Genomic DNA, 21,118 nt, shown 5'->3' with positions numbered 1-21,118 from the left:
TTATTCCAAATGGATTTCTGGCAGACTAATGCCTTGCGCTGTATCTTATAATAAAATGTATCATTATCCAGGTGGTTAATTGCGTGTCGAATCAGACTGCATTGCGCAGATCAAATTCACACGAATTCGCGACCTGTCCTTAAAATAAAATGAATTATGCCGGATCTGAAACCCATTGTCAACAATAGATATTATCCAAGACTCTCTGAAATAATGTCAGTCGATGACCTTCCTGAATTTTTACATTTTGCGGAAAGTGGACTAGACGGGCTGTTGGATAGTATTCACTATAAAAATTTGCAATATTCTAAAAGCCACCGTGGGGATACAGCGTTTTACAGCCTGGATGTTATTACGAAAAACTTGGGACTCAATCTTCCTTTCGGGTTAAGGCTGGTGCTTAATCCCGAAGACGAAGGGGATAGTTTAATTTCCTCATTCCCCGTATCCATTCAATATGAATGGCAAATTCTGGCTTTTCTAAAATCTTTTAACCTGCAAAATTTTTCTTTCAGTCCAGAGGGGCTTTATGAGTTGGGATTGCAGATTTTTCGGGTATCGCCGGAACAGGTGATTGCAAATGTTTTGAATTTATTCATAAAAAAATCAAATACATCGGTTTCTAATTTTCAACAACTTGTAAACGATATTAATACCATCTATCCTTCTGCGGGATTAAGCCTTCCGGCTGGTCAGGAACCCACCGTTCAATCCGTAGCAACTTCGATCAGTCAGAATCCAAATCTACCGCAAAGCATCTCTGAAGTAATGTTTGCTGTTTATATTTTTGATGGGAACCTGGATGAGACAAAAAGAAAATTGCAGCAGTTTTATAAGTTGATTGTGCCTAATGGGATAGAGGATTATATTAAGAAATTAATTACTCCTAAAGTTAAGGCAAGCCTTACCCTTTCTGCCGGCATTGAGTTTCCTTTAAATGTATTACAACCTGTTAATCTCGACGGGACGGTTATTCCCAACAAAAAAACGATCTTCAAATTTGCCGAAGCTTCGTTCTACTTTGATACAGAGGCCGGGATCGGCTCACAGTTAGAACTGGCCGGTTCACTTATTCCTGAATATTCCCAGATTGGGAATACGGGCCTGATCATTGGTTTCACCAATGCCAAACTTGACCTGAGCCGTACAACGAATATCCCGGAAGCAGATGCCGCCGGGTACCCGGTTGATTTTGTAGGATTGTATGTTCAGGAGGCCTTTATTGAATTCACCAAATTTGGGAATGATGATACCTCGAAGACCAGTGCCTCACTTCGCGCTGACAATCTGCTGATCGGGACCGGGGGAGTATCCGGGAAGATTACGCTTGAATCGAACGGTGTGCTTTATCGTAAGTTTGACAACTTTTCTGTCGAACTGGATAAGTTTTCCATGACCTTCCGGCAGGGGGCCATTGTGGATACCGAGATCAGCGGCAAGCTGAAACTTAATAAGTTCGGGAAAGCCGGGAACCCGGCCGAGATCGGTATCCAGGTAAGCATTGCTGATAATGGTGATTTCAGTATCACCGCTTTGCCGTCACCCGACCTGATTACCTTGTCCATTCCGGAGGTATTTGACTTTCATGTGCACAGCCTGGCCATCGGCAAAAAAGCCAGGGGGTATTACCTTGACGTTGCCGGGCAATTGGATTTTACAGCCAACGTACCATTACTGGGGGAGGTGCTGCCGACGGGGATTGATATCAAGAAACTCTTGATCTGGAGCGATGGAGGAATTGAATTTGAAGGCGGCGGCCTCGTTATCCCGAAATCCTTCCGCTTAAGCGTAGGACCGGTTAAACTGGAAGTCAGTAACCTCACGCTGGGCGCCCATAATGCACCCTATAAGGAACACGACAGGAACTACCAGTTTTTCGGTTTTGATGGCATGATCAATGCCGGGAGCGCGGGTTTCAAGGCTAGCGGGAACGGGATCAAATATTATTATACGACAGATGACGGACCCGGACTGGAATTCCACCAATACCTGAGCATCGACGGCATCGCGATCGACCTGACGATCCCCGGCACCGCGACCAAGGACAGCGCGGCGTTTATCCTTAAGGGATTCCTGGGAATGCACAACCCGAACATACCGGGTTCCGACGCCTCTACCGAATACACCGGTGCCGTGACCGTAACCATGCCGAAATTTAAGATCGGCGGCAGCGCCGGCATGAAACTTCAGCCCAGTGTCCCGGCCTTCCTGGTCGACCTGGGACTGGAACTGTCCATCCCGATCCCGCTTGCATCTACGGGGCTTGGAATCTACGGGTTCCGGGGCCTGTTCGGTAAACACTACCTGCCGGCAAAAGAGGCCGCGAATACGCATCCTCCCTTAACGGAAGACAGCGACTGGTGGGAATACTATAAAGCGCCAAGCATCATCACCGGGCATGAAGGGATTGAGGTCGATAAATTCGCTTCCCGTTCCGGGTATTCGATCGGGGCAGGGGTTTCTTTCGCGACCGCTTTCGACTCCGGGCTGATCTTTTCCAGCAAGCTTTTTGTCGTCCTGGGTTTATCCGACTGTTTCCTTATCCAGGGACAGGCGGCCATCCTGAGCTCCCGGATCGGGCTGAACGATCCCAATGATCCGCCTTTCAGCGCCTTTATCGCCATCGACGGAAAATCCTTCCAGGCGAAGTTCTCCGTGGATTATGACGTGCCCTCCGGCGGCAGCTATAACGGCGACATCCTGGGCATCCACGGCTACCTGGAAATGGCCTTCTATTTTAATGATTCCTCCAGGTGGTATATCAACGCCGGGCGCGACCTGCCGGAAAGCCAGCGGATCCAGGCTAAGATCTTATCGCTGTTCCAGGGCTATGCTTACCTGATGCTGTCCTCCAGCGGTATCAAAGCGGGAGCGGGGGCCAAGTTCGATTTCAGCCGGAAATTTGGTCCGGCGTCGTTTGGTATCGGGGCTTACCTTGACCTGAGCGGTTTCTTAAGTTTCAAACCCATCCAGGTTGGCGGCAGGATCGACTTTGGCGGCTACGCTTACCTGAAGGTATTCTGCGTAAAACTGGGCCTGTCGGTCAGCGTTTACCTGGCCGTGGAGGCGCCGCATCCGTTTAATATTACGGGCGGCCTGGAGGTGAAAGTCCATATCATCTTCAAAACGATCAAAGTGAAGGTGGATATCAGCTGGCACTTCAACAAAGACAAGAACCCGCTGCTCGCGCCGATACCGGTGCTGCAGCTGCCCGACACAGCGAAGGGCTACCTGCCTGCGGTAGCGACCAGTATATTGTCCAACGAGACATTTACGGTCAATTATGTGACGATAGAAAATTCTCCGGTTATCCCGGCCCCCGGCGACAGCAGCTGGTTTTATGACTATAAGATTGCTGACCAGGCGAATATCGTGACCGTTCCCATGGATAGCTTTATCGATATTAACCTGTTAAAACCCGTGATCCCGCAGGACAACCTGCTGGACCTGTCGAACGTTCCGAAAATTCCCGACCGTGCTGCTTTATTGCCATTGGGGGGCGCACTGAACCAGCTGCCGGACGGCTATATAGAATGGTTGCCGCCGCAGAAAGGAGTCGATGACCAGGTGAAACACCAGTTTGAGCTGAGCAATGTCGAGATCTTTGCGTGGTCGGGTGCCGACCTGACCAGCGGGCAGTGGATGCCATATAATATTTATGAGGCGGTTACCGCTATCGTCGAATCCAACACCGGACCTGATCCCGTAGATCTTGCGGCTTTAAAACCGGGCTACTGGCAATACCAGGAGCCGAATAAATACAACAAGATCCGCCTGTTATCGCAGAATATGTTCAGTTACCTTTCAGGCACGGACACGGCCACTTCCGACCTGGACGGGCATAGCTTTCCCAGGAAGGCGATCTTTTGCTACGACGACATCATCGGTGACCAGGTGGTCAGCTGGAAGGATGAAATTACCGGTACCGTCTTCGGACCCGGTGAGCCCTTTTACCAGCAGGGGCTTACCTTTACCCTTTTTAACCTGAACGGAAGCGTAGCCGACAATAGTTATTTGCCCGGCAGGGGCCTGCGGTCAAAGGGTAAATGGGGGACGCTGCAGATCAGGTTCCCGCAGCCGGTTTCGCAGGTTAAACTGGATCTGGGCGCCAACCAGAACGCCTTGAGTATCGATTTCAACAAACGAACTTACACCCGCTGGATCTTCGGACTGGTATTGCCGAATGACGTCACGCAACAAAACTTCCGGGTGTCACGGGACCAGCAGGGGGCAAGTGTATCGTACGACGATGTTGACAAACCCATTGACAGCATCCGCATCAGCCTGAACCAGGCTGCCCCGATGGATTATACGGGGGACCTCGTGGCCGGCGGGTATTTCAGGCTGCCCGACCAGTTCCTTACCGGGACGGATCCCGGGAATAGCCACGATACCGAAGCCGGGAAATCGCTGATGTTCCTGACGCTTTATAACCGGAGTTTTACCGCGGGGGAGGTACTTGCCAAAGATTATGCTCCCCAAACCGGAATGGCCGGACAGTGGCCGATGGACTCACCGGCGGATAAAACCGGCAACCGGGACGGCATTGTCAACGGTATCCTGGAAACCGTTCCAGGTTTCTACGGGACCGCTGAGAGCGGTATCGAAGCCCTGAAAAACATTTATGCTTTTCAGGATAAGTTCGATGCGCTGATCATTCCGTTCGCACCGGTACTCCAAGTAGAGAATGGCAGCTTCGCTTTTGAAGTAACGGCGGTGTTCGGCCCTTTCACTGTAGGTATAAGTACTTTACTGTATAAGGTGCAGGAAGATGCGGAAACCGGTTTCAAAAAAGGTTTCGCGCTGCACCTCGTGCAGAACACACCTGGTACACCCGCCGCAGTCTATACGGACCTCGCCGCTGTTCCGCAATATTCAGTCTGGCTGACCTGCTACCATGAACTGGAAGCCTGGGGTATCGAGGTGAAAGGTCAATACACCGTAAATTGCCTGAGTTCGGGCCTGGAGGCGGTGCAGTACAAAAATATCTTCGTCTCGGTTAACCGGGAGACCGCTAAACTGGATGTTTACCTCGACAAAATAGCGGCGGCAAGCGTGGATATCCCGGCTGAGCTGGCCGTATTCTCTGACCTGGATACTTCCACAGATCTGAACCAGATCACCTATAAAACCCATAGCCTTCACAGAAGATACGTAGATAACCCGATCACCGGGGAACATGTGATCAGGGAAGTACAGATACTGAGCGATGGTCTTAACAGGCTGGTACAGCCGGTATGGCGGCCGAATACCACTTTTGCTGTCAGGATTAAGACCAGAGACCGGGTGAACGGGAATATCCCCGCCGGTAGTGAAAAGACGCATATCTTCGGTTTTAAAACGGTCGGGCCTGTCGGCTTTTTCCATAAGACCAGCCCGCAGTACAAATTGCTTAAAGACGCCGACAGGCAGGAGGAATTCAAGCTGGCAAACCTGAAAGCTTATATCGATTATGAGCGTTCTTTTCCGGATGCCCAAAGTCGTTATAACCTCAGCAAGCCGGTGTTTTGTCATGACCCGCAGGTCAAGTTATTCTTTACCCAGCCCTATATCAATGCGATGTTCGCCAACTGGGAGGTTTACCAGGGCATGCCTAAAGTGGAGATCGAGCTGAAACTTTACCTGATCGACCCGGCAGGCCATGCTTTGAGCCCGAACCTGGTCTCTGCGCCGGTGCAGGAAACGCCGATTACCCTGGAGAATTATAAGATCCTGCCCGAAGATCAGCAGGTATTATACCTGCTCAATGCGATCGCAGAGCTGGAATCCTGTCACCGGATGCCGTCACCCGTCACCCGGAGGTTGCAACAGGAGCAGTACAAGTTTGATGATCTTCAGCCGGGCCAGTTGTATAACGCCCTGTTCAAAGCGTCTCTTAATGCCGTAGAATCCGAAGTACACAAATTTGCTTTCATCACCTCGCGGTTCCATACTTTCCAGGAACAGGCAGGAAGTTTTATTCTGGACGCGGCGGCGACTCCCCCGGCTTATGCCTGCTATTCGTTGGGGCTGATCTTCTCGGATGCCGAGATCGAACAACGCCTGAAAAAACTGATCAACGATGACGCCACGGACGATCCTGATGACGTGTTGCGCTATGCCACGAAATTTGACCGGCTGATCTTCGGCGGTTTGGATATCAAAACCTGGGAGCCGGTGGAACACTCGGTGATCACCGTGTTTGTCAATACCAACCCGGCGAATGGCGTACGCCGTATCCTTGGTATCCTGGTCAGGAATCCCGAACCTTTTAACGATCCGCGCCTGCCGCCGGAGCTCTTGCAGGACAGTATCGGGCTGGAACTGACAACAGGAGGGACGGTTACCGCCGCTTCCGGATTTATCTACGTGCATGCCGGTGATACCTCCGCCGTGTTCATCACCAACGCCGGTATGGACATCGCTGCCGGTGAAATGAAACTATCCTTCCGGCAAAAAATATTCAACGGTTCGGACTACTCGACACTGCACGAGGACTACGAGGGACCGTCGGTCAGCCTGGCGCCTTTTATCGCCTGACAGGCCGGGTAGGGGTTAACATAAATTAAAAACAGAAACGAAATAACGATACGATGCCAGAAGCAACCAATTCTTACGCATTCTCCGCAGATTACAGTGCGATGGCCACCTGCCTTGCTGCCATCAGTCAACAGCAAAACGCTGGCGCGTTCGCAGGAGACCCTGTTTTACCGGGGCTGATCAATGTCTTTGATAAAGACCTTGTAGTCAAACTTTACCACCGTGCGCTAAGGGTACTTGGAATCATTGATGGTACGCCGGCAGAAGGACCGGTTTATCAAAACGGAGATTTTGACCCGCTGGATTTCAGCAGCGCCGACTTTTCCACCGGTACCGCGCAGTCGGGTACCGGTGATTTCAGCGCCCGCTTCCGGCTGATCCTGTTATGGTTCAGCTATTTCAACGGCCACCTGCAACTGATCAGTACGGCAGACAAGGAAGGACTCGACGCAGCGCTGATCCCTGTCCTCGACGCGTTCGACGGCCTGCAGGCCCGTCTTGATCAGGCCGGACTTAACCCCTGCACGGCAGCCGGCGGGACGGATATTTACCATAACAATTCCCCGTCATTGTTTTTACAGACTTCCGGCGCGGACGGCACCGGCGGTATCGCTGCGGGCATACATTTGCGCTGGAGCCTGGCGGGAGAGCTGGGTGAAAACCATTTCCCGCGGGGCAACTACAGTGCTGCGGGCGGTACCGGTTATAATAAACCGGACGATTATGTGACCGTTGAACGTACGGGCTATGATGCGCCGAACCCAATCGTGCTCGATCTGGAGAACGCGCGCCCGGTGGTCAATTTTTTTCTCCGCCAGTGGACATACGTCGTCAATCATACGGTTAACGGCACTTTAGTCAGCGACCGGATCAGGATGACTTTTGCCGATGGCCGGCAATATGAGGAGATCGCCATAGCGCTTAATCCGCTGATCAGCACCTTTGAATTCCTGAAGCGGTATGAAGGCCTGCTCCGGGTAGAGGTTGTACATAAAAATGTCTTTTCAGTCGGTTATGATTTCAGGAACAGCGGCACCGCGGAAGCGGTACTAAAGATCCAGGGCCATTGTGTAACCGATACCACGAATACCGAAAACGCACCTGTCGTCATAAGGGCTACGGTGACTGCCCCGGCAGGACAGCTGGTTACGGATAATATCTACGGGGAAAACATTTACGCGCTGGAGATCCGGAAAACCGGGAGCGGCTATTTGCAAAGTCTTTCTTTTGAAACCTATGCCGACTTCCTGAACAGCAAAACACCTGCGGACTGGACCCCGGTCGGCGGAAACTTCGCTCTTGATCTCACCGATCAGGTGGTTTTCGACCGGCTGGAAACCGTCGCTTATCCCATTGATAACCTTTGGCCCCAATATACAGGAGGCTCTAAAGTACGGGTAGCGAACTACCATGATAAATGGCTGACCTCCCGCACCGACGATCCATCTATCAAAGCAGCGGTTACCCGGTACCTCGAATTGAGCGAAACCGATCCGCGTGCCGTGGATACGCTCCGGCAGGAGGGGGCGGATCCCGGTAGTCCCGGGCTGGAGATCAGCTACCTCGATATCTTACATCTCCTGTCGCTGGATTACCATATCGCCCGGATGCTCGGCCTGGGGTTTATCGATACGCCGGGTGGGAATAACCAGACCCAATACGTTTACCGGATCAGTTATGTTGCTGCGTCAACCATGCTGCATTGCATCAGCCTGCCGACCTCCAAAGCGGATCAGCGTAAACCGGAGCGGCCGGCTATGCGTGAACTGAACTATGCCTTCCCGGCAAACGAGCAGCAAAACCCGATGGTCGACGCGCAGGGCTATGCCAGATATGATGATGCCAGGGTCGTCAATATCGGGAGGCAGCCTTATCCTGATGAAACCGAAGGTTATGACTTTTTCGCGGATATGGAAAGCGTGGTTAACGTCAACCCTTTTACCAGCCCCCGGCCGGTGCTTTACGGGGTAGAATACCGCCCGGACAACCGCCCCGATTATGTCAAACCAGAGATTACGAACCAGAAAGCCAGCGGGCAGGCCTATAACGCTTACAATGCGAATTACCCGAACGGCGTGCTGGAAACCGTACCGGTCCCGGATAACCAGCTCAGTCTTTATATTCATTTTGAAAAGCAGGAGGGGATCCACCATTATGCGATCTATGGCATCGACTTACTGGCCCGCGGTTCAGAAACCAGCGCCGAGGCCGCGACGGACGCCACCGTTTTCCCCGCCAGGAACCGCCTGGCCCCGCCGGGCGACTTTAATGTCCAGTATATCCAGCGGGAAGACACGCTGCTATTTACTACCGCGCTGGAACAGCGCTGGCTGGACTGGCGTTCGGACCGTTTCCCGGGCGGAGACATCAACTTTACCCGGGTAACGTTTAACTGGCTCGATTTGACCAATATTTCCTACCTGCAGGATACGGCCGACCTGGCAGCCGCCATGCAGACGCGGCCGGATAAGATCGGCGCTTTCTTCCGGACTACCTTGCCAATGGAGGTGACCGGGACCATTTATAATATTATCCCGGTGAGCGGCAGTGAAAGCCAGCTGAAGCTTTTTACGCGGTCTTACGAGATGATCGACGGGAAGGTTGTTGCGCCCGATATCGCGGTGGCAGACATCCCCAGGTTTACGGGCAGCCTGCTGAGTACAAAAGAAGGACAGTTCGCGATCGTGGCGATGACCATCGGTTCCAATGGGCCGGTCATCACCATCGAGATGTCGGGAAACCTGGAAACAGTCGAAGATGCGGCGGAACCAACGCTTTATGCCGCCAAGAAAATGTATCAGGGGCCCGTGATCAACAGCCGATTCTCGATCATTGAGAACATGACGGCAACAGCCAACTGGAGTCCTGTCAGCGAGACGATCTCCCTGGTAAATCCCGGCAGCCCGGCATTATCGGTTATTGAAAGATCCACAGATGATGAGGGTAACGTGACCACTTATATGGTCGGTGGCATTACTGCCGGTGCCATCATCACCCCGGTTGCCGGTGAAGCAGGTGCGCCTGCTTTACCCGGGTACTACCTGATCAGCTTCAGTAACGGCACCGTGCTGAACCCTCATCCACAGGTTAACCTGCCTTATGATCCGGACCACCCGGATGCGAATAATCCCGCAACCTTACAGCCGCCGCACGTGGAGTGGAACAAAGGCCTGGTCAGGGTACCACTCGCAGCTAATCCAGGTGAAAAGAAAATGCTGCAGGTCTTCAACATCAGCCAGTTCAATCCTTTAGTGATCTACGCTTATGATTCCGCTTACCAGGATTATCCCGTCAAAATATCTGCCTCGGCGACGGACCTGGTCAGCGGCGTGAACTTTCACCCGGGCTACAAGGCTTACCTGTTCCCGGAACCATCACCGGCGTATTCGTATAACCGGGACGCCCTGATGCCGGGGCCGGATGAGGACAGCAGGAAAATCACCTTCGGGCTCCAGACCATCAATTCCAGGCCAGGCCATAACTTTCAGTCAGCGGTATCGGTACCGACGGTATTGCTGACCCAAAAGCTCGTCGCGCCGGAACAATTGAACGCCCCACTCATCCAGAGCTACAAGGTCAGGCCTGACCTCACCGGCAGGGCAGCGCTGACTTTCGACAATAAAATTGAGCCGGATAATGACGGATCATTACGCAAACCTTTTGGTTTCATGTTCTACCGGACCAACGAAGAAGAAGTGTTGTACGCGCTTTATAAGCCGGAAACCGTACAGCAAATCATGACGGTCATTGCCGCCTTTACGACCGATAACTACCATAACCAGCGTTTTTCAGAACTGGTCAATGTGGTCCTGGACAATGACGGCCATTTTTATGTTTACGATGCGGTTCCGGATCCTTACGGTTTTCCCGACCCGGATAAACCAGGCCTAACTGCCCCCGGGGACACTTTGGGTGAGCGCTACGCCAAATACCTGGACGCCGTTCGGTCCACACTATTACCTTTAACCGAAAACCCGGTGATCAATGCCTATATTAAAACAGGCTACCAAACGGAAAACAAACTGCCGGTGACCCGCACCATCGATGGCAAATTGCTTGACCCGGCCGATCCTGCGTTCGATGCCTTCCCGATGGTCAGGAAATATGCCGGCGATGGCAATACCTATTTTATCCGCTTTACCGATTACACGCTGAGCGAATCATCCCGGAAAATGCATTTTTATACGACGGCAGAAGTAACCAACCAGCTGATCCCGGGAAGGCTCAGCTATAAAGCCGGCCCGGTTACCGTGCTGCATACGATGCCGGCGCCGCCGCCTGTGATCCGCTCGGTGGCGATCAGTACCGTTCCTGCTGAATCAGGCAGCCCGGTCAGCGTGCTCTTCCGCCTGTCGCGGTTCTCCCCGGCTGATGAGATCAGCAAAATCCGGATATTCCGGACGCTGGACAAAGGCAAAACCGTCTCCACGGCCTTTATGGATGCCTACATGGATGTCCCCCTTACCGGGGATATGCCTGCTGCCCCGGAAGCCGGCGACACGTTTGCAGGAGTTGCGAAAGTCCCTTTAGGAGAAACCCTGTATTATCGTCTCGCCGCGGTACGGACGATCATCAACGAAAAGGAACAGGCCGAGGATGTTTTTTCACTCCCCTCGGCTGTGCTCACCGTGAACCTGATCGATGTAACTAACCCGATAGCGCCGGATATCACCTATGTTGCCGGCGCGAACGGCCTGACCTGGCCGGCCGTGACCAATAAAGGCACTTATTACCTCTACCGGCAGAATACCAGGGGTAACTGGGAGAAAATATATACCAGCAAACCAGATCCCGGTACCCATACCGTGGTCTACCCGCTCCCGGAACCGTTACAGCTAACCGATGAAGACGGCAACCGTATTTACTACCGCTTTAAGGTTAAAGTGGAAAACGCTTCGGGGTTACTGAACCTGACCGATAAAGAATTAAACATATAGACAGTAAAAAAATTAACCAATAAAATCCAAAGACCATGGCCAATACAGATTATATATCGGATGCCCTTATTGAAAGTTTCATCAAAGCCAATGATATGGCCAATGCCAATCCCGATAAAACCCAGGGTAAGGGTTTGCGCACGCTGATCAAACTGATGCGGGACCGGCTGGAAAACGGCCCGGTTGGTGACGGCTTTAATACGCTGCAGCCGGACATTGCCGGTATCGTGCGCGTCAACGGGGGAATCGAACAGGTTACCGCGGGAAGAGACCTGATCCTGGATGTCCAGGAACGTACCGCCGGAAAATCCGGTATCCTGTTTATCATCCAGGACAGTACGGGTTTACACAATGTCACCCTGGCGCCCAATAATAAAGGGCTGGTCACGCCGGTGGCCACACCACCGGGGACGGTTACCCGCCTGGTCTGGGAGAACCTGCTCAGCTTTACGTCCTGGACGGCGGAGATCGTCGTGGCGCCGGATGAAATTTTTCCCCCGGACGCGATCACTGACCTGGAAGTAAACTTCGTGGACAGCACCATCGTCCAGATCCGCTGGACGGCACCGACAGGTATCCATGGCAAAAATGTACTGGCAGACAACTACACCGTGTACATCAGCAATGCGCCGGTAACGGATATTGTTAACCTGAAATACCTGCCCGTTTACCAGAATACGCTGGTGCCCAAAAGGCCCGGTAGTATCGAAACACTCAACCTGACCAACCTGAGTCCAAAAGCGAATTATTACGTCGTGGTCGTGGCGAACAAGACCACTTACGGTAAGACCTATACCGGCGCGGCGTCACCCGTCATCAGTTTTATCACCCTCCCGCTGATTGGCGCCAATGAAACCGACGTGCTCATTCCCATGACCAAAGAGCAGGTTACGGCTTATACGACCGCCTATAATACAGATGAGCAAACGGGTACCACGCTGGACCACACCCTGCTCGTTGATTACCGCAATATCACCTTCACCAATGGCATCCCGTCAGGGGCTGGGGGCCTCGGGATGAGCATGAAGCATACAGATGCCTTTAAAGGATATTATAACCAGCTGCAGGCTGTTTATTTTGATCTCGGCGGCGTGTTCACGGTCAACAAGGTCTGGGCGATTCTGACCGAAGGCGGTAACGATATGATCGTGGAGGTCAGCCAGGACGGGACGAACTGGCTTGCCGGCGCCCGTTTAACTTCGGCGCCAAAAAACGTGTTCGTGGCCTTTACCATCGCCCACCCGGAACATATCCGGTTCTTTCGATTGTATATGGACTCCGGTGGCGGCTCCAGCGCCAATTTCGGCGCTTCAGTAGTCCTGGCAACCGGCAAATCCGAAACCGCGACATCACCGGCGGGCGCTAAATATAAACGGGCCACCGCCGACCTTACGCTCCGGGAGCGGATCGGTACCAATGTGCTGAGTATACAGGACCCTGCCCGGACAGCGAAACTCTCCACGCTTACCCGGATTTACCTGAATCATGTCTTTTTCCTGCCAAACGATGCCGCCCATGGCGTGCCGTCGTCCGGAATCACCGGGCTGACCACGGATAATATCGGTTATTATTATTCCGGAATTACCCATATCAATCCTGACGGGTCGGCGGCCGATTTCGACCTGTTATTGCAGAATTTTAAGAGCGCCGGGGTTGAACCCCTGGTCGCACTGGTCAGCGGGCCGATATTCCTGGCCCCCGCGGGAACCCCGGTTGATGCGGCAAAAGTCAGGAAACCGCTCGACCCGGGTAAAAGCAATGTGCTGCTGGCAGAGACCACCAACCCGCTGAACTATAAATTCCTCGCTCAGTTCTATGGCCAGATCGCCGCCAGATGGGGCAACGGCCCGGTTAAACCAGACAGTTATTATAAGGTAGGGCCAGGGCAGGTGATCAAAAAGTCGCTTGGATTGGTGCGGTATTATGAAATCGGGATCAACGAGTGCGACAGTGCGAGCACGAGCGACAGCAAGTACACCAACCCGGAAGAACTGGCCTGTATCCTGTCGGCCTGCTGGGATGGTCATAAAGGTTTGCTTGGTGCTGGCTTCGGAATTAAAGAAGCCGATCCGACTGCGCAGATCTCCATGGCCGGCCTGACCGGTAACCAGATCGGTTATATCAAAGCCATGTTCCGCTGGTGGGATGTGAACAGGGGGCCGGGCGACTACCCGATTAAGGCGATCCAGCAGCACGTATACAATACGTCCGCCGGGGGACAGGGTGTTTATGGCTTATACGACCAGTTCTCTTATCCGCCGGAAATGGGTTATTTCATGGGCTACGTGAAGGACTATATTCAGTGGCGCAACAGCACACCGAACCTTAACGGGATCGAATTCTGGATCGGCGAATATGGCTACGATGAACATTATGGCAGCGCTTTCTCACCGAAAAGTAACGACCTGGCGACCCGCGGGCTTTTGAAGGGGCTGTATATCATCAGGGCCTTCCTGATTTCAGACTGGTTACAAATTGACAGGTTTATCCAGTACGCTTACTTTGGTTATGCCAAACTCAGCGCCTTTCCGACTAATACGCAGGAGATCTACAGTAACTTCGCCACAGCAGGTTACCTGGACGGTAACGGCGGTACCTATAACGATCCTCCGCTTACTGCGTATTGGTACGCTGTCGCGTTCCGGTCAGCTATGGCTGGTTATAAGTTTTCCCATGCCTGTATCCTGCAGGGCGTGGCACAGACGACGGACATTGTTATCAATAACAATGATCCTGATCTTTATTGTTTTGCCTATAAGCCGGTGGACAATACCCAAAAGTCCATCCTGGTGGCCTGGCTGGGCAGCCAGTATGAACGCAGCATGAATGCCGATGTGTTCGTGGAGTTCGGGGATGTCAATGTTAACCTGCTGGGATTCCAGGGAATTCACCTGAGCCATTCGGAAAGCGGGATCCCGTCCACGGTAGCCAGCGCGATCTCCGGGGATATCCGGAAGATCAACGTGGCCATCAGCACGACGCCGGTACTGGTTTACACCAACCGGTTAGGAACGCCTACGCTGATCGATCCCTCAGGTATCGTGATCCAGGCCGCTTCCAGCACACAGCTGATCCTGTCCTGGAAGGACGCCAATATCGGCCTGAATAAAACGAAGATCTTCCGCAGCCAGCAGCAGGACAGCAACTTTGTGCTGGTCTGGAATGACTATATCGATACCGGGAAATACACGGATGCCAACCTGCAGGAGTATACGACCTACTATTACCGGATCCAGTTTGAGCTTAACGGTATTACGTCCAACCTATCCGCCGCCTATGGGGAACAAACCCTGAAGGTCATCGCTGTTCCGGCTGATTTCGCGGTCAACGCCAAAACACCAACCACGGTTTCGCTGGGCTGGTCTTACAGCGTTGCGGATACGGCCTATATCCAGGGCTTCGAATTATGGCGCAGCCTGTCGGCTGCCGGAATTTACAGTAAGATCGCCACCCTGGGTGCTGCGGATACGAATTACCAGGACATCGGCCTTTCTGCCAACACGACCTACTACTATAAGTTAAGGGCCTATAAAGGACTTGACCTGGGCGGGTTCACCCTGGTGACCAGTGCCACAACCGACCCGGTAACTGCGGCGCCTCCTGTACTAACCAGCGTGGAGACCAATTATGCAGGCGACCGCCTGACATTGCGCTTCAACCTGCCCATGGCCGATCCGGCGGGGCAGGAGACGGAGTTTACGATTGTCGAAGTTGCCGGCGGCGTTAACCACCTGATCAACGGCAGTAAAATGACACTTGACGCGCAGGATAATACCATTATCCGGATGCTGCTGAGCGCTGCGGTCAGCAATCCGGCCAATGTCGTTAAAATGAGTTACGACGGCGTAAACGGTACAATTCGTTCGGTATACAATGTCAAGGCCGCAGGTTTCACCGACAAGCCGGTTACCAACCGGTTGCAGGATGCTTCCCTGCTGATCCGCAAAATGCAGATCAACCTGTCCGTGACCACTGCACCAAGCGGGATCAGCGCGTGGACTGATGTCGATATGACGCCCAGGCTTGGGAACACCAGCAATACCGTCGTTGCTGTCCGGGATATCAATAATGTCGATACCGGTTATAATTTTACATTTATCGAGCATTATCCGGAAAGCCATTTACAGAATATTGTTAATATCAGCGGCAACCTCACGGGTAACCTAAGTGCCAGCGATCCGATTAACTCCCTGTTCCCGGTCAGCGTGCGGGCAGTGAATGCTGAACTCGGCAGTAACGGCGCCAAATCGCTGATCTTTGCTTTACTGAAAGTTGATCCGACGAGGATCTTTAATGTCACCACGACGGGCTGGGAATACCAGAGCGCTGCCGGGGAAATCCTGCAGATCAGTTCTGAACAGGGACAAGCGGCAACTTTTCAACCCTCGAAAAATATTTCACAATATGCCAGGATTACCAACCTGGAACCGGGTTTGTATGTTTTGCCTGCCAGTTCGGGTACCATTGCGGATGGTTATGACGCGACGAAGATCAAATTTACCTGTAAACTGCTCACCAGTTCCAAAGCATCGGTATGCGGGTTTATCATCGAAGAGTGTGTCAATAATTAAAACTGAAGTGCGGGATGCGACAAGTTTTCGTCCGCGCAGTAAAAAGGTGCCGCAGGTTTATTGCGGCACCTTTGATTGTGCGCCCGGCATGTGCGCAAGTCCTAAACTCATCTTGAGCCGAAACTTTAAAAATGTCAACAACACGGGTAAGCCTAAGGGTTTGCCTGCCAAAGCTTTTGGCTGCTGCGATAACCTAAATATCCATTATCGGTTGTAATTTAAAGGGAATACCAGCAATGGTATTTGCTGATGGGTAAGTTCTTTTTTTGTTGTACTGTCGGTAAAAAGACTTTTAATAAAAGAACACTGGTGATGGGTCATGGCCAGCATGTCGGCGCCCGCTTGTTTGCTGATCCGGTTCAAACTGCTCACCACGTCTTTTCCCCTGAGTTCCTGGTAAGAAATACCCGGGCTTTGCAACATGGCCAGCTGTGTGGTAAAGGCAGTTTGTTTCGCTACCATCGCCTGGTCTTTTTCCCCGTTTACATTAACATGTACTACGCTTCACCAGGCGTCTATGTCAACGAGTTTGATGCCCTTTCTAATTCTTTGATTTAATCCGGTTTAATTTTATCCGGGCTTTTATAGGGTAGCCCGAATCTTTCACTGTGAAAGATCATTTCCCGCCATTCCCAGAACCGCCAGGGTTTGATGGTGAAAGTTCTATAGATCAGGTTACTTCCTTGTTCTTTTTCTGGATGCTGGCAAAGAAACCGGCCAAATTGGCGCTGGCATCCCCAGAAGGAATTTCCTTTCCCAGGTTCTTCACTATAGGTAAACGTATTATCTTCATTGCTGTAGGTGTAGCTCTCCTGTAAAAAGAAACTGAATAGGGGCAGGTTGCTGATAACGATCAGTATGACGATGATTAAAATGTATTTTTTCATGGTTAGTGTTTTATTGGCAGGCGCCTTTACTGTTAGGTGTTATGCCTTTGTTTGTATTGACGTTTGACTGGCCCTTTAGTTTTTCAATGCTGTCACCCAGGCCGGCGGGTGCCATAACAGCAGCCGCTCCGGGCGGCGTGGCGGGACCGACGGTGCTGTAGGGGTCGGGGAGGGTGATGTTCCCGGTTTTGCAGGCGGTGTAAACAAAATTAGTACAATTGAAAGTGGTGAGGTCATAGGTAGGCGGCGGGTTGGCGATGTAGTTGCTGATCTTTTGAAAATCGGCGGCGCTGACATTATAGCTGATGCTGACATTATACTGGAGGTCACCCCCGTTGTTAACGACCTTGGATGGCGCGTGCATTTTGTCAAGGCCTGTCGCATCGGGATAAAAGCCGACCACTTGTGTGATGGTTTGGCTGCCGTTGTTTTTGGTGAGTCCGATGGCTACATGCCCGACGCTGTTCGGACCGATGTTAAAGGTGGTGCCCGGCCAGGGCTCCTGTACGTAAAGCGTTATTTTCATCGTGGCGCCCTGGTCTGGGATATCCTGGAAACATTTCATGAAATCTTTAGGTTTGATTCCCGGCTTGGTTTCCCCGGGCAGGTTCGATACGGCAGGTGCTGCAGGTGCATTGCCGGCTCCGCCGCCACCGCCGCCGTGTTCCACGATAGCGCCATCACCCGACCCGGCAGGGCTATAGCCGGAGCTGCCGCCGACGAAACCATCACCGCCGCCGGCATTATAAATTGGGTCGCAGATCTGTTCGGCGTAAACGACCAGTTCGCCGTCAGCGTTGATGTAATTATCATCGTACCAGACACAGTTAACCGGTGCGCTGTTTGTTTGCAGCCGGGTAGTATCTTTGCCTGCAGCCTTAATGGACCCGATCTGTTTCCCGTTTTGGTAGGTGAGGCCGCCCAGCAGGGCGCGGCTCCGGTCGAAGATAAAGATGCGGCCGGTAAAATCTTTGCCGGTCACCTGCTGCGCCCGCTGCAAATAAAAGGCGTCGGGAATGATCTCCAGGACCTGCTCCGTGATTACGCCTTTGCTGTTTTTAAAAAACAGGAGCCTGCGGTAGCCGAGCTGGAGCTTCCCGAAGGTTGGCCGGCCATTGGCGCCGACGAGCCAGTATTCCCCTGTTTTAGCCTGGTGATGACTGGCCTGGTCCCAGTCCACGGTGATGCCCGGTTCGGGCCGGTACCAGTTTTTCACTGCTTCCAGCGGGAACAGGTCGTTCTGCCCGCCGGCGGTTTTGCTGACCCTGCTTTCCTTCTTGCAGGAGAAAACGACCAGTATTAGGACAAAGGCCAGGATTGTTTTGCTATTCATAAGCGTCGTTTTTATCGTGTTTTTTTGATCCTGATCAATTTCCCCGGCCTGCCCGGATGCGGCTGAGTGTCTCGGGCGTGATACCGAGGAAAGACGCGATCTGGCCGAGCGAGGCCTGCTGGGTAATTTGGGGATGTTGTTTCAACAGCAATTGGTACCGGTCCGCGGGCTTCCTGGTGCGGAGCAGGATGCCTCTTTCTTCGGACAGGATGTAATACTTTTCGGTGAACAGCCGGCCGTGGTAATTGTATTCCGGGAACTCGGCGTAGATCGTTTGCAGCTCATTCCAGGTCATGGACAACAACACCGAAGATTCAAGTAATTCGATATTTTCCGCTGCCGGCTGCTGGGTATAGAAACTGTAAACCGAGATCATCAGGTCCCCGGGACCCATAAACCAGGTGGTATGCTCACGGCCGTCGGCATCCAGGTAGAAGGCCCTGGCGGAACCTTTACAGATGAAAAAAATATGGCGCGCAATCTCGCCCTCGCTCAGCAGCCGGTGCTTTTTAGGATAGGTCCCGGAGACTATAAAATCCTCGAATCGCCGGCGCAGGGCGCCTGAGAGCGGGGAAATAAAGGTCAGGATCCGGAAAAGCATTTCCAGGTCCGAAAGCTCGTTTAAAGGTTCCATACGATTTTGATTGAAATCAAACCGCCAGAACTTTATAGAAATTAGCTTTGGGTTAACAGATAATAATTAAAGATTAAACTACTTGATCGAAAAAATATTGCGTTGTACTTTAAAAAGTTTTCGATAATACCTACATAAGCTAAATAATATCTTCTTACCCTAGTTGCAATACTTATGGAAACAACCAACGGACACGTTAAACTGGACCAATTGCCGGCAGGACGCTACACCCGGCGGCTGCTGGCCGCGCTGAACAGGGAACTGCCTGTTAATGAAAGACAGGCGGGGCCGGATACCGGTATACGGGCGGTGTGCGCCTGCCGGAAGGCGCTGGACAAATTAAGAAAGGCCATGTCGGATCTGGTATTCAGCGATACAGCGGCAGAAATCGCCTTCTTTAAGGAAGTAAAACCGCTGTTGTACAGCAAATTCATTTATTACGTGCAATTGTACAACTACCGCATCAAAATGCCGCCGGGAGGGGAGGCCGCCCGGCGCAGCTACATCGGTGAAAAGCTCCGGGGTATCCACCGTTTTTTTGAAGATAACCTGTATTTCTACCAGTACTTCCGGGCCGGGTCCGATTACCTGGACGAACGTTACTATACCCGGGCCGGGGCGGCGTCACCGGTCGACCTGCAGGATTTTGCCATCAGCGACCAGTTCTCGACGAGTCATGATTATAAGCTGTCCAAGATCATCGCCAATGAAATGTTCCAGGATTTCCTGGAAAACGAACTGCTGCGGCTGGACACGGGCGTTGCTTTTCAGGCAGGGCAAAAGCTGTTCCCTTTTGCGCACCCGGCCTGGACGGCCAGCCAGACCGATCTCGTCGAACTGGTCTACGCCCTGAAATCTTCCGGCGCCGTCAACCACGGGCAAATCGAGATCAATGAGCTGATCGCGGTCTTTGCATTCGTCTTCCAGGCCGAGGTCCATGAAACCTATCATAAGCTGCTGGATATCAGCCGCAGGAAAAAGGATATGTTTGTATTCCTGACACGCCTGAAGAACAGCTTTGCAAATTTTTTAAACGATAAACTGGCCTGAAGGATTTTACCGGTACAGGTATACGGTAAAATCCTCGTCGCTGTAATCCAGCCGCAGCCGGACCTCAGCACCAAGCGTCCGGCAATAGGCACAGATATCGTCGGGGTTATAGGCCGCGAGGAGCCCGTTTGGGATAACGCGGCGAAGCAGGTTAAAACCGAAGCCTTTACGGGAGACGGCATATAAACGGGAAATGGCGCCATATATAAAATCGGGGTCTTCCTGGTAGTAATTGAGCGCACCGCTGAGCAGTACATAATCCGCAGGCGGGAGTGCGTCCCTGGTGAAATCCCCCTCCAGGAACGTAGCCGCGGGTAGCAAACCGTACCTTTTGCCGGCTTCGGCAAGAAACTCGGGTATCTGTTCGATCCCGGTATAAGTGATAGCCGGATACCGGTTTAACAGGTAGCCGAGCAGGTCGCCATGACCGCAGCCCGCGTCCAGTATGCTGCAATGATCCAGGCCGGCCATTTCGGACAGTACCCTGAACCGGATGAGCTGGTTTTCCCTGTTCGTCCAGCCAAGTGCGGCCGGGCCTGTATTGCCATGGTATGCGATCATGCTGCGGTGGTAATCAAATATGGCGGAATGGTCAGTCATGCCGCAATTTACGAACGCAGCCCGGGTTGACCAAAATATTTTAAGCTGATCAGCCGGTACACCGGCTGCTGCAGGCATCGCCTGATTTTATTAAATTTGCAGCATGACCGACCTGAACGAATATGAATGCGCGATGCTCGACACACTGCTCGAGGCCTTCGGTATTCCCGACAGCCTGACGCGGCTGCAGCTGCTCGAGCTGTTCGGCCAGGACGAAGCGGCCGCCTACGCGATGGTGCAGGCACTGCAGCGGGAAGGCCTGGTCGCGCAATCCGGTAAACACGGGGATTACGAACTGCCGGAAAAGCTCATCCTTAAACCCAAAGGCGAAAAGTTCCTGAAGGAAGGCGGCTTTACCAAACGCTACCAACAGGAACAGCAAAAAACGCTGGAAGTGGGAGGGATGCTGGCCAAACTACAACAGGAGAACATGCGGCTGCAAAACGAAAAACTGGCCAACCTGGCCGAGAGCGACCGGCTCCGGGACATGGTACATGGCTTACAGTACCGGCAATACCTCTGGCTGGCGCTGATCCTGCTGGCACTGGTAGCGGGATTTTTTATCGGCATCGCGTATAAGAGCTGAT

General features: G+C 52.5%; 10 protein-coding genes. 5 read left to right on the top strand and 5 right to left on the bottom strand.

Features of this window, described 5'->3' with window-relative positions; all coding sequences use genetic code 11:
• Positions 1-156: 156 nt before the first annotated feature.
• The 3 genes from PQ469_RS14350 to PQ469_RS14340 are packed head-to-tail and all read left to right on the top strand — an operon-like array spanning position 157 to position 16,027.
• Positions 157-6,519 (top strand): hypothetical protein, encoded by a 6,363-nt coding sequence (locus PQ469_RS14350; RefSeq protein WP_274213579.1) that lies wholly within the window; start codon positions 157-159, stop codon positions 6,517-6,519.
• 53 nt (positions 6,520-6,572) lie between these two features.
• On the top strand, positions 6,573-11,456 hold the full coding sequence (locus PQ469_RS14345; protein ID WP_274213578.1) for a hypothetical protein: 4,884 nt from the start codon (positions 6,573-6,575) through the stop codon (positions 11,454-11,456).
• A 35-nt stretch (positions 11,457-11,491) separates the two neighbouring features.
• The gene (locus tag PQ469_RS14340) at positions 11,492-16,027 is read left to right on the top strand and encodes a fibronectin type III domain-containing protein (RefSeq protein ID WP_274213577.1); all 4,536 of its coding nucleotides are present in this window, start codon (positions 11,492-11,494) and stop codon (positions 16,025-16,027) included.
• Positions 16,028-16,231: 204 nt separating this feature from the next.
• Here the strand turns inward: PQ469_RS14340 and PQ469_RS14335 are convergent, their stop codons facing one another.
• The 4 genes from PQ469_RS14335 to PQ469_RS14320 all read right to left on the bottom strand — a co-directional run bounded on the left by PQ469_RS14335 (position 16,232) and on the right by PQ469_RS14320 (position 18,881).
• Complete coding sequence (locus PQ469_RS14335; RefSeq protein WP_274213576.1) at positions 16,232-16,489, bottom strand: universal stress protein; 258 nt, start codon at positions 16,487-16,489, stop codon at positions 16,232-16,234.
• 92 nt (positions 16,490-16,581) lie between these two features.
• A complete protein-coding gene (locus PQ469_RS14330) occupies positions 16,582-16,914 on the bottom strand; it encodes a hypothetical protein (protein WP_274213575.1) in 333 nt (110 codons plus the stop codon).
• A 10-nt stretch (positions 16,915-16,924) separates the two neighbouring features.
• Entirely contained in the window at positions 16,925-18,247 is a 1,323-nt protein-coding gene (locus PQ469_RS14325; protein ID WP_274213574.1) for a hypothetical protein, read from the bottom strand.
• A gap of 34 nt (positions 18,248-18,281) precedes the next feature.
• On the bottom strand, positions 18,282-18,881 hold the full coding sequence (locus PQ469_RS14320; RefSeq protein WP_274213573.1) for a Crp/Fnr family transcriptional regulator: 600 nt from the start codon (positions 18,879-18,881) through the stop codon (positions 18,282-18,284).
• 174 nt (positions 18,882-19,055) lie between these two features.
• Here PQ469_RS14320 and PQ469_RS14315 point away from each other — a divergent pair, with 174 nt between their 5' ends.
• Entirely contained in the window at positions 19,056-19,931 is an 876-nt protein-coding gene (locus PQ469_RS14315; protein WP_274213572.1) for an RteC domain-containing protein, read from the top strand.
• 6 nt (positions 19,932-19,937) lie between these two features.
• On the opposite strand, the gene PQ469_RS14310 is transcribed toward PQ469_RS14315, so the two are convergent.
• Positions 19,938-20,609: a class I SAM-dependent methyltransferase gene (locus PQ469_RS14310; protein WP_274213571.1), complete on the bottom strand. Its 672-nt coding sequence runs from the start codon at positions 20,607-20,609 to the stop codon at positions 19,938-19,940.
• 25 nt (positions 20,610-20,634) lie between these two features.
• Between PQ469_RS14310 and PQ469_RS14305 the strand changes: the two genes are divergently transcribed.
• On the top strand, positions 20,635-21,117 hold the full coding sequence (locus PQ469_RS14305) for an IclR family transcriptional regulator (protein ID WP_274213570.1): 483 nt from the start codon (positions 20,635-20,637) through the stop codon (positions 21,115-21,117).
• Position 21,118 lies beyond the last annotated feature (1 nt).

This window comes from Mucilaginibacter sp. KACC 22773, assembly GCF_028736215.1.
In the GTDB taxonomy this organism is placed as follows: Bacteria; Bacteroidota; Bacteroidia; order Sphingobacteriales; family Sphingobacteriaceae; genus Mucilaginibacter.
Note: the sequence above shows the minus strand (reverse complement) of the source record. Positions and strands in the feature narration are given on the sequence as shown.

Coding starts and splice junctions, on each gene's coding strand:
- PQ469_RS14325 (WP_274213574.1), bottom strand. CDS start 18,247: ATGAATAGCAAAACAATCCTGGCCTTTGTCCTAATACTGGTCGTTTTC.
- PQ469_RS14350 (WP_274213579.1), top strand. CDS start 157: ATGCCGGATCTGAAACCCATTGTCAACAATAGATATTATCCAAGACTC.
- PQ469_RS14335 (WP_274213576.1), bottom strand. CDS start 16,489: ATGGTAGCGAAACAAACTGCCTTTACCACACAGCTGGCCATGTTGCAA.
- PQ469_RS14330 (WP_274213575.1), bottom strand. CDS start 16,914: ATGAAAAAATACATTTTAATCATCGTCATACTGATCGTTATCAGCAAC.
- PQ469_RS14345 (WP_274213578.1), top strand. CDS start 6,573: ATGCCAGAAGCAACCAATTCTTACGCATTCTCCGCAGATTACAGTGCG.
- PQ469_RS14315 (WP_274213572.1), top strand. CDS start 19,056: ATGGAAACAACCAACGGACACGTTAAACTGGACCAATTGCCGGCAGGA.
- PQ469_RS14310 (WP_274213571.1), bottom strand. CDS start 20,609: ATGCCTGCAGCAGCCGGTGTACCGGCTGATCAGCTTAAAATATTTTGG.
- PQ469_RS14305 (WP_274213570.1), top strand. CDS start 20,635: ATGACCGACCTGAACGAATATGAATGCGCGATGCTCGACACACTGCTC.
- PQ469_RS14320 (WP_274213573.1), bottom strand. CDS start 18,881: ATGGAACCTTTAAACGAGCTTTCGGACCTGGAAATGCTTTTCCGGATC.
- PQ469_RS14340 (WP_274213577.1), top strand. CDS start 11,492: ATGGCCAATACAGATTATATATCGGATGCCCTTATTGAAAGTTTCATC.